At 43.4% G+C, this 10,315-nt stretch carries 8 protein-coding genes; 6 read left to right on the forward strand and 2 right to left on the reverse strand.

Translation table 11 applies throughout. The features are described from left to right. The first annotated feature begins 320 nt into the window (after positions 1-320). From topA to V7K84_RS32185, 5 genes are all read left to right on the forward strand, one after another. A complete protein-coding gene (topA, locus tag V7K84_RS32165) occupies positions 321-2,972 on the forward strand; it encodes a type I DNA topoisomerase (RefSeq protein ID WP_334844283.1) in 2,652 nt (883 codons plus the stop codon). A gap of 418 nt (positions 2,973-3,390) precedes the next feature. Further along, positions 3,391-3,531, forward strand: a complete 141-nt coding sequence (locus V7K84_RS32170) for a hypothetical protein (RefSeq protein WP_012410890.1) — start codon at positions 3,391-3,393, stop codon at positions 3,529-3,531. A gap of 22 nt (positions 3,532-3,553) precedes the next feature. Beyond that, the gene (aroQ, locus tag V7K84_RS32175) at positions 3,554-4,003 is read left to right on the forward strand and encodes a type II 3-dehydroquinate dehydratase (RefSeq protein ID WP_414518646.1); all 450 of its coding nucleotides are present in this window, start codon (positions 3,554-3,556) and stop codon (positions 4,001-4,003) included. Between the two features lie 79 nt (positions 4,004-4,082). Next, positions 4,083-5,027: an ADP-ribosylglycohydrolase family protein gene (locus V7K84_RS32180; RefSeq protein ID WP_334844286.1), complete on the forward strand. Its 945-nt coding sequence runs from the start codon at positions 4,083-4,085 to the stop codon at positions 5,025-5,027. A 229-nt stretch (positions 5,028-5,256) separates the two neighbouring features. Continuing rightward, a complete protein-coding gene (locus tag V7K84_RS32185) occupies positions 5,257-7,974 on the forward strand; it encodes an HD family phosphohydrolase (protein ID WP_334844287.1) in 2,718 nt (905 codons plus the stop codon). Between the two features lie 96 nt (positions 7,975-8,070). Here the strand turns inward: V7K84_RS32185 and V7K84_RS32190 are convergent, their stop codons facing one another. After that, positions 8,071-8,250 (reverse strand): DUF4160 domain-containing protein, encoded by a 180-nt coding sequence (locus V7K84_RS32190; protein ID WP_334844288.1) that lies wholly within the window; start codon positions 8,248-8,250, stop codon positions 8,071-8,073. A 75-nt stretch (positions 8,251-8,325) separates the two neighbouring features. Beyond that, positions 8,326-8,982: a TetR/AcrR family transcriptional regulator gene (locus tag V7K84_RS32195; RefSeq protein ID WP_334844290.1), complete on the reverse strand. Its 657-nt coding sequence runs from the start codon at positions 8,980-8,982 to the stop codon at positions 8,326-8,328. 333 nt (positions 8,983-9,315) lie between these two features. Here V7K84_RS32195 and V7K84_RS32200 point away from each other — a divergent pair, with 333 nt between their 5' ends. Next, entirely contained in the window at positions 9,316-10,266 is a 951-nt protein-coding gene (locus V7K84_RS32200; protein ID WP_334844292.1) for a Rieske 2Fe-2S domain-containing protein, read from the forward strand. Positions 10,267-10,315: the final 49 nt, after the last annotated feature.

The following is a 10,315-nucleotide window of genomic DNA, read 5'->3' on the forward strand; positions in this document are numbered from 1 at the left end:
TTAAATAATTCCCCCTTGTCCCCTTGTCCCCCCATTCCCCATTCCCGATTCCCCAATTAAAGAATATTTTGAAAACTGTAGTCGCCAATTATGCGTTAGATAAGTTAAAGATTGAAATAGCTGGAAATTCAGACCCAGCCTACCCTCATTTATCCTCTGGGACAGACTGGGCATTAAGTTCAGCGGATTTTCTCCCAAGCAGGCAGTTTATGTGAGGATTAAATCACTGCCCTAAGCGTGACCATTTATCTTGACAATTTGCAAAAATTACCTCAATTTGACTGTTTAGCTTACTAGCTCTTCTTTTTATTGAAATTTCCATGTCAACTCTCGTCATCGTCGAATCTCCAACCAAAGCTCGTACCATTCGCAACTACCTGCCAGCAGGCTATCGGGTGGAGGCGTCTATGGGTCATGTGCGTGACCTACCCCAGTCGGCTAGTGAAATTCCTGCTGCCGTCAAAGGGGAATCATGGGCGCAGCTAGGGGTAAATGTGGACGCCGACTTTGAACCGGTATATGTTGTCCCGAAAGACAAAAAGAAAATTGTCACCCAGCTCAAAGATGCCCTCAAAGATGTAGATGAACTGATTCTGGCAACGGACGAAGACCGGGAAGGCGAAAGCATTAGTTGGCATTTATACCAATTGCTGAAGCCGAAAGTTCCGACTAAACGGATGGTGTTTCACGAAATTACCCAAGAGGCGATCAAAAAAGCTCTGAAAAACTGCCGCAATATTGATGAGCAGTTGGTTCGCGCCCAAGAAACGCGGCGGATTTTAGATCGACTGGTGGGCTATACCCTGTCTCCATTGCTGTGGAAAAAAATCGCCTGGGGATTATCTGCTGGGCGAGTGCAATCTGTAGCCGTGCGGCTTTTAGTCACTAGGGAACGCCAACGCCGCGCTTTCCATGAGGGTACATACTGGGATTTGAAAGCTAGTTTGTCAAAGGAAAAAACCCCCTTTGCAGCCCAACTGGTAACATTAGCAGGAACCAAAATCGCTAACGGCAGCGATTTTGACGCAACGACCGGAGAAATTACCGCAGGTCGCAATGTCTTGTTGCTCAACGAAGAACAAGCGGTAGCCCTCAAGGAACGCCTAACTGGGAAAACCTGGAATGTTAACGACATCGAAGAACGCCCTGTGACGCGCAAACCGTCGCCACCGTTCACCACTTCGACGTTGCAGCAAGAATCTAACCGGAAACTGCGTCTCTCAGCCCGTGACACAATGCGGGTTGCCCAGAATTTGTACGAGCAAGGGTATATTACCTATATGCGGACAGATTCGGTGCATTTGTCAGATCAAGCGATCGCAGCTGCTCGGAGTTCTGTAGAAAAGCTCTACGGTCAACAATACCTCAGTCCCCAACCCCGGCAATACACCACCAAATCCAAAGGCGCACAAGAGGCGCACGAAGCAATTCGTCCAGCAGGTAGCACCTTCCGCACCCCTCAAGAAACTCCTTTGGGCGGTCGAGAACTTGCTATCTACGATTTAATTTGGAAGCGTACTGTCGCTTGTCAAATGGCTGATTCCCGGCAAACTCAAATTACCGTGCAATTGCAAGTTGAGGATGCTGGATTCCGTTCTTCTGGCAAACGGATTGAATTTCCAGGATACTTACGTGCCTACGTGGAAGGTTCAGACGACCCAGAAGCAGCACTGGAAGACCAGGAAGTAATTTTGCCGAATCTGAAAGTGGGCGATCGTCCAAATTGTACAGAGCTAGAAGCAGTTGGGCACGAAACCCAACCGCCAGCTAGGTACACCGAAGCTTCTTTGGTGAAAACCTTAGAAAGCGAAGGTATCGGTCGTCCCAGTACCTACGCCAGCATCATTGGCACAATCATCGACAAGGGTTATGCCCATTTGGTGACTAACGCTCTCATTCCCACCTTTACCGCTTTCGCCGTCACCGACTTGCTGGAAAAACATTTCCCGGACATTGTTGACCCCAGTTTCACCTCGAAGATGGAGCAAACCCTTGATGACATTGCCACCGGTGAAGTGAAATGGCTGCCCTACTTGCAGCAATTCTATCTGGGAGAAAAAGGGTTAGAAACCCTGGTAAAAGAACGGGAAAGTCAAATTGATGCCACCAAAGCTAGGACTGTAGAACTGGAGAATCTAGATGCCAAAGTCCGCATCGGTAAATACGGCCCTTATATTGAAGTCGAAAATGGTGAAGGAGTTATCACCGCTTCAATTCCCAAAGACCTAACGCCAGCTGACCTCGACCCCAAACAGGTAGAAGTATTGCTGCGGCAAAAAATCACAGGACCCGATCAGGTAGGTCGCCATCCAGAAACTGGCGAACCAATTTATGTAAAAATTGGTGCTTACGGGCCTTATGTGCAATTGGGTGACAAAACCGACGAAAACCCCAAACCGAAACAAGCCTCCCTACTCAAAGGTGTCACCCCAGAAACCGTTACCCTGGAAATGGCTGTTGGTCTGTTGGCACTACCCCGGACATTAGGAGTTCATCCAGTTACTGGCGGCAAAATCCAAGCAAGTTTGGGACGCTTTGGCCCTTATGTGGTTCACGACCAGGGTAAGGAAGGAAAAGACTACCGCTCCCTGAAAGCTGCTGATAATGTATTGGCAATTAGCCTCGAACGTGCATTGGAATTGTTATCCGAACCAAAAAAGGGGCGCAGTTCCACCAACAGCAAGTCCAAGGCAGCCTTACGCGAATTGGGTACGCATCCAGAGGACGGGGAAACAATTAACATCTACGATGGCCCCTATGGCCCTTACATCAAGCATGGCAAAACTAATGTCAGTATCCCAGAAGGTCAAACGGTAGAAGATATAACCCTGGCGGCGGCGCTGAGTTTGTTGGCAGCTAAGACATCGACCGGAAAATCGACTCGCAAAACGAGTAAATCAACGACTTCCAAATCTAAGTCAACAGCTAAATCATCAACAACCGCTGCAAAGAAAAAGGGTACAGAAGGCTAGTGACAAGTCAAACAATTTTGGATTTTAGATTTACGCTAGCATTAGCGACGTTCGCGCAGCGTCTCGCAGAGAAGAAGCGTCTTTTAGATTTATTTCGCCTATAACGGGCGAGGCATGAATCTCAAAATTCTCTTAATCCAAAATCTAAAATCTAAAATTCTTACTCAATAGTCTATCTAAAGTCCGATTTTTAACTCTTGACCCTTGATATCCATCCTTGATAGGATACAGTTCAGTAGGTTCAAGTGTGATACTCTAAAAAGTAAGGGAAAACACAACGCTAAATTTTAGAAGTGGCTTATGTCCCAAATGCGGGATTGTGTATCAGCCCGATTGGAAGCCAGAGGTGCGAAAGTATGTTTTTTTCTGCGTACCTGTTAATCAAAAATTGAGGTAGTATCTCAGGAGCGGTCAGTTCATGGACTATATAGAAAAGGTGCTGGAAAAGCTTAAGGAATTAGCTCGTAGGCTAATTGAAAGCCTATTAGGGCCAGAGGCTGAACCGGAACCGGAACTGATTCCGATTCCTGTGAACGATCGCTCGCGCCGTCGCCACTAATCCCAAAGTGGTAAATTTGACGTTGCAACCCTTAAGTATTTTGGCACTGCATGGGCCAAACTTAAATTTGCTAGGACAGCGAGAACCAGGAATTTATGGTTCGTTGACACTAGCTGAAATTAACCGCCTGTTAGAAGAAGAAGCATTCAAATTACAGGCGAAAGTTTTTCCTTTGCAGTCAAATCATGAAGGAATTTTGGTAGATACTATTCATGGCGCGTTAGGGCAACATCAGGGAATTCTGATTAATGCAGGAGCATACACGCACACAAGTGTAGCCTTGCGAGATGCGATCGCTGCTGTTAATTTGCCCACCGTGGAAGTACATCTGAGTAACATTTACCGCCGGGAAGAATTTCGCCATCATTCTTATATCGCCCCAGTTGCGATCGGGCAAATAAGTGGTTTTGGCGTTCAAAGTTACTTATTGGGCTTACAAGCTTTGATAGATCATTTAAGAGTTAGGAGTTAGAAGTTAGGAATTGGTAGTTGGTAGTAAAGTTAGGAATTAGTAATATTTCATTAACTCCTCACTTTTAACTACATAATTTATGCGTTACTCTCCTATAAGTCGGTTTAAAGGAACTTTACTCGGAGCATTACTGGGGGGAAGTGTAGCTCCTGGTGGTAAAGTACAGTTTGAGAGTTCCCTAGATTTAGGCAGAATGGCGGTTCTGGGTATCCAGAGTTTGATTGCCTTGGGTAGATTAGATTTAGATGATTGGATAGAGCGTCAGCAAGAAGAATCTCCTCATTCAGCAGCAACTGATGACATCTCCATAAAAATAATTATTGCCACATTACCAGTAGCACTTTTTTTTCACGAAAATCCAATTAAGCTCCGAGAAAACTTGCTGCGCGTACTAAAAATCTGGGAGGACGATCCAGTAGTCAGGGATGGAACGCTAGCAGTAGGATATGCGATCGCTCTTGCACTAACTGAAAAACTTGACCCTCTAACTCTTATCCCCCAAACAATTTCTTTTATCGGAGAAACACCGACATCAATACCAAAAAAATTATTAAGAGTCCAGAATTTATTAGAGCAAGGGGTTGGATTATCAACGGCGCAAGCTGAGTTTGCTAAGGAAGAAAAGCTCAGTAACACTATTGCTATGGCATTTTACTGCTTTTTGAGTAGCTTGGAAGACTTTCGCCTGACAGTTTTACAGGCTTCTCACAATGACAATTCTCAAGTGCAAGATGCTACGCTTCTAAGCTCACAAGCTACAGGTGCAATTACTGGTGCTTTATCGGGAGCATATAACGGTACAGGCGGAATTCCCGTAAATTGGCAAGTCTTGCTCTTGCAGAGGAATTCTCCAGTATGGGGATTAACTAGCTTTTTCCAAATGTTAGAATTGACCGATGCATTTGTGGCGGTGTGGTCAGGAGTGTATAATCTTACTTTAAACCCAAGGGAGTTAACAGAGGGCGGATGTGAAGTAGCTCCGCTTTCAGTTTACGCAGCTCCTCGCGTTATTCGATCGCGTTAATCTTAATTAACCAAATAAGGGGTTAAAAGTAGGCAAACTTCCGCCACTGTGTATTAGTCTCATATACTAGAATTTTTCAGTAAACCCTCGGACTGATTCTGTAGCTAGCTATTGTGGTAAATCAGCAATAAAAAAGCCCCCGCTACCAAGTTGCAGCCGCCGCAGATCGAACTTTCCTGATAATTGTCTTTTTTTGAGCTATCAAAGTCGGCAATTGCAGGTAGAGATAATGAAAATGCATCAATTTTTGCAGTTCTTGAACCAGCAATTGACTCACTGGCGGCGACAGTACAAAACACTACGCCGTAAAGGAAAGTTAATGAGAAGTCCCAAAGGTAAAACCCATAGAAGAGAACTTCTAAGGACTATGCTCAAGAATGTATTCCTGTTTTTATCAAAAACCAATGAGAAAAACGAACGCCGAAAACAAGAAAGAGCGCTAAGGGCAAAGGTAAAATCGGTTAAAACTAAGAGTAGTATTTGTGCAGTTGGTTTAGATTGGGCATATAAACAGCGTTATTCGGTGATTTTAGCGATCGCTGTAGTGTCCCTCACAGGTATTATTGGGTATAAATTATACAATCAAACTCAACTCCAACTAGGACATCCCGCACCCCAAACGATTACAGCGCCTTACACAGCTAGCATCGAAGATCGGAAAAAAACCGAAGCCGAGCGCAAAGCCGTCAGTACAAGCTCCTTACAGGTGTTGATGCTTGATGCGCGAATCAACGAAAAAATCAACGAAAATTTGCAACAACTTCTAGATGATGGCAATGAAATTCGCGCTGTTGCTGGAGCTTTTCCTTTTTTTGATCCTGTAGTTTTATCTATCTCTACCCAACGTTATCTCCGCTCTTGTTCTGAGTCGGAATGGCAAGCATTGCTATCGGCTGTAGAAAATAGTAAAAATCAGCAGCAGAAGGGAATCGGACAAACCACTGCTTCATCCCGTCCATTATCCATAACTGCACCCAATCAGAAACGCCAGCCGCGCATCACATCCAAATCTGATACCCAGAATCTAGAGAAGACAGAGCCGGTAGATTTTTCTCAAAACACTGATTTTACTCAAGCTGTAGCAGAACTAGAATCTTACCGCCTCACAACTTCTGAGAAAAGCTTGTCCTTAATGATTGCCGAAATTTCCCAAACCCGTCAAAGATATATCCAAGCCACTGCCAAACTTTTAAAGTTAGAGACTCTTAGCCCCAAAGCAGCATATGAAGAATCTCTACTTTTGGATTTATCAGATGTGGAATGGGAAAAAACCCAAATGGGAATCCATCAAAGTGTAGAGCGGATTCTCACCCAAGGCATCCCACAAGGACTGCCAAAAAATATCTTGCAAGATGCGGTAAGTTTACAATTACAGACCTTTGTACCAGAATCCGCTGAAACTTTGGCAAAAAATCTGTTGTTAGCTGTACTCAAGCCGAATCTGCAAAAAGATGAAGAACAAACCAGACAAAATGCTCAAAAGGCGGCGGCTGGCGTGCCACCCGTGATGGTGAAGATACGGCATGGTGAGGTAATTGTCAAAAAAGGAGCGCAGATTACTGCATGGAACTTTCAGGTGCTGGAGCATTATCACCTGATTCGTCGGGAGGTAAAGTGGCAGGAGTTGGTGAAGTTAGGAGGCGTGATTGCGATCGCTATTGGCATTTTTGTCTGGGTAGAACGCCATATTGATTACGAATTGCGACAACGCGATCGCCTGTTGGTGTTATTGCTAACTCTGAGTGTGCCAGGAGTAATCGTCATCGGATTGCCCTATACCACCTGGAGCGCCCTTGGTTTATTGTTGGGAAGCTTTTACGGACCTACTTTGGGGTTGACAGTTGTCGGCCTGCTGTGGCCGATATTAGGAATTAGCTTGGATATGAGCAAGGCTGCGCTTTTAGCTGGTGTTGGGGGAGGAATATTAGGTAGTTATATTGCCCAACGATTGCGATCGCGTGAAGAGTTGGCTTTATTAGGCGTTGCGATCGCCTTAACTCAAGGCGGTATTTATCTGGTTGTTAAAATCTTAATTGGTCAAGTATTTGGTTCAACTTGGTATATTGTCTTCCAAGAAGCGGGATTATTTGCTTTATCCGGCTTAGGCTGGAGTGTTGTCGCCTTGGGTTTAAGTCCTTATCTAGAAAAAGTTTTTGATTTAGTTACCCCAATTCGCCTAGCAGAACTGGCGAACCCTAACCGCCCTTTATTAAAACGACTCGCTACTGAAACTCCAGGAACTTTTCAACATACGTTGCTTGTGGCTACCCTTGCTGAAGCTGCTGCCAAAGAATTAGGATGCAATGTTGAACTAGTCAGGGCTGGAACATTGTATCACGATATTGGCAAAATGCACGACCCCCTTGGCTTTATTGAAAATCAAATGGGGGGGCCGAATAAACACGATACAGAGATTAAAGATCCTTGGAAGAGTGCAGAAATTATCAAGAAGCACGTAACTGAAGGGTTGGTAATGGCGCGTAAACACCTTTTACCTACAGCAATTCAAGCTTTTATTCCAGAGCATCAGGGAACGATGCTGATTGCTTATTTCCATCACCAAGCCCAGCAAATGGCTCAGTCAGATCCAAGTTTAACTGTAGATGACGCAGACTTTCGTTACGATGGACCAATTCCCCAATCACGCGAAACCGGAATTGTCATGTTAGCAGATTCTTGTGAAGCGGCGCTGCGATCGCTGCAAGCATCGGCTAAATCTGTGGGAGAGAAGCGATCGGTTAAAGATGTCTCCACTGAACAAGCTTTAGCAATGCTGAATAATATCCTGCGTGCCAAGTGGCAAGACAATCAACTCGTTGATTCAGGACTAAAACGGGAAGAGATGTCACAAATTGCCCAGATATTTGTGGATGTTTGGCAGCAATTTCATCACAAACGGATTGCTTATCCGAAGTTGAAGGCTAGTAACACAGTGCGGAATTCGTAATTAAAGATTTCCAAAATACTGAATTTTTATTTACTAACTTATCAATATTGAAACGCGAATAAATTATTAGGGGTTAAACAAAAATGGCAACTTTAACTATTCGTGTACCAGACGAAAAGCAAAAGAGATTAAAATAACTTGTTCAAGCCAAAGGTTTTCATCTCCTATGTTAATTTTTGCCTCTCCGCCCCCCTTAAAAACATGGACATGAGCAGGAATACGATCGTTAAGGTAGATACGAACCTCGAAACCGCCTTTTTTTAAAATTGTTGGCATTTGATATCTTAATTTTATCAGATATAACCTAAGCGCTTGGGTTTAGGAATAGATTGAGTACCCAATATTCAATCCCTAATTCTCACTACATCGCACACCAGCCAAGATAAAATTAACTGCTGCTTGAGTATGCTGTTCAATCATTTCTGGACTTAGCAGTTGCAAATCGGGTCTAGTATGCTTAATGTTTTCATAAGCGTTGAAGTATAAATTACAAACCCCAACAATATGCAGGGTGGTGAAAAATGGATCGAGTTGACGGAAACAACCTTCCGCCATTCCCCGCTCTAAAATCTTGATGAGATAGCTAAAATTTTCTTGCCAATTCCCCTCTTTAAAATACTTTCCCTGATTTTGGTTTGCTTCTTGGAACCAAAGCATTCCTCTATGCGGGTGAGCAGCTTCATAAGCGATCGCTTCTTTGACAAGCAGTTTCAAGGCTTCCTCTGGTGGGAACCGATCCAGATTTAGCTGCCCAAACCCTTCGTGCATTTCCACCGCCGGACGTTGCAGAACCGCTTGGTATAGTCCTTCCTTGCTCTGGAAGTAGTAGTAAATCATCGCTGTGGTGACACCTGCACCTCTAGCGATCGCTCCTGTCCGCGCCCCTTGAAGTCCATTTCTGGCAAACTCTGCTTCTGCCGCATCGAGAATCTGCTTTTTCGTTGCCTCTGCATCGCGCACCTGACGCGGCTTTTTAGATGAGAATTTTGACTGCGTTGAACGACTCACATTGCTCCATCAGCATAACGAAAATATATTAACTAAAAACTTGGTTAGTAGTTGACATAGAAGATGAAATTTATTAAATTAATATCCACTAACTAAAAAATTAGTTAGTTGTATAACTTGTCCATGCAGTAGCCGAAGTTAGCCGAGCAAATGCCCGGTAGTATTAGTTCGTCCATTGCAGACAAGACCTTAGTTATCCCAATTTACATTCAAAAGAGTGACGTAGAACAGGCGACATCAGCTTGCCTACAACTTTTAAGTTTCAAGATTGCGTTACCTTTTGCTAACGCATCTAGCAACTTTTGAAAAAATTATCAAGATTTTGGAGGAAAAATGGAACCAATTTTACCTGGTGCGCCTTGGTTAATCGCGCACAAATTTATATTGGGAGTGAATAAACCAAATAAAATCACATTAAATGGACAGGATTATGTTATTTGGCAAAACCAAAAAGGCGAAGTGTTTGCCCTTGATAACATCTGTCCGCACATGCAAGCACCCTTATCAGACGGCTGGATTTGCCAAGAAAGAGATACTATTACTTGCCCTTTTCATGCACTAGAATTTGATGGACAAGGCAGACTACAGCAAGGAGATAAAAAAGACAAGCCAATTACCAAAGCATTAGAGTTAATTATTAGCAATGACTGTATCTGGACTTATGCCGGATTTGAGCCAAGATTGCCCATCCCAGATTTGCATCAGAAAATTGTCGATGAATACGAGTTCATTGGAGTAACTGGGGAAAAAAGTATTCAAGGTGAATTTTTGAATAACCTGATGGTTAACTATGACTATAATCACCAAAATGGTACTCATAAAAAACTATTTAAAATTACATCTTGTAATGTAAGTCATTTTGAAGAAAAAGGATACTTTGCTACAGTCAAACAAGAACTGACAAGAGCCAACAACACATTAGGAGAAATTATCAAAAATCCTATTTTGGGAATCTTTCCTAAAACGCTTGCTAACAGACTCGAATACGCTTTTCCTTCAACTACAGCTTTGTTGGCTAAAACCCCTATTGGGGATATTGCTCAAATTCATATTCTCTACCCGGAAACAGAAAAAATTACCAAGACGTTTATTTTGATGTATGCCAAAGTCGTCAATCCTTTGATGAAATTTCTGTTTAAGAATTCAGTTTTACAAGCAGCAGCCACTGTTATTGAGCAAGATACAAGTGCTGTAGAAAGTTTGTATCCTCGACAAAAACCAAAAATTAGATTGCCAAATGAAGAGATTATGTTCTATGCAGAAAAACTCTACCACAATTGGTAATTTTGATTTGTAAAGCCTAACTGCCCTTTACAATTAAACTGTAGCTAAT

The sequence above is a fragment of the Nostoc sp. genome (assembly GCF_036917315.1).
Classification (GTDB): domain Bacteria; phylum Cyanobacteriota; class Cyanobacteriia; order Cyanobacteriales; family Nostocaceae; genus Nostoc.

Excerpts from the sequence above, each read along its gene's own strand:
- V7K84_RS32180 (WP_334844286.1), top strand. The coding sequence starts at position 4,083 with ATGCGTTACTCTCCTATAAGTCGGTTTAAAGGAACTTTACTCGGAGCA.
- V7K84_RS32200 (WP_334844292.1), top strand. The coding sequence starts at position 9,316 with ATGGAACCAATTTTACCTGGTGCGCCTTGGTTAATCGCGCACAAATTT.
- V7K84_RS32185 (WP_334844287.1), top strand. The coding sequence starts at position 5,257 with ATGAAAATGCATCAATTTTTGCAGTTCTTGAACCAGCAATTGACTCAC.
- topA (WP_334844283.1), top strand. The coding sequence starts at position 321 with ATGTCAACTCTCGTCATCGTCGAATCTCCAACCAAAGCTCGTACCATT.
- V7K84_RS32170 (WP_012410890.1), top strand. The coding sequence starts at position 3,391 with ATGGACTATATAGAAAAGGTGCTGGAAAAGCTTAAGGAATTAGCTCGT.
- V7K84_RS32190 (WP_334844288.1), bottom strand. The coding sequence starts at position 8,250 with ATGCCAACAATTTTAAAAAAAGGCGGTTTCGAGGTTCGTATCTACCTT.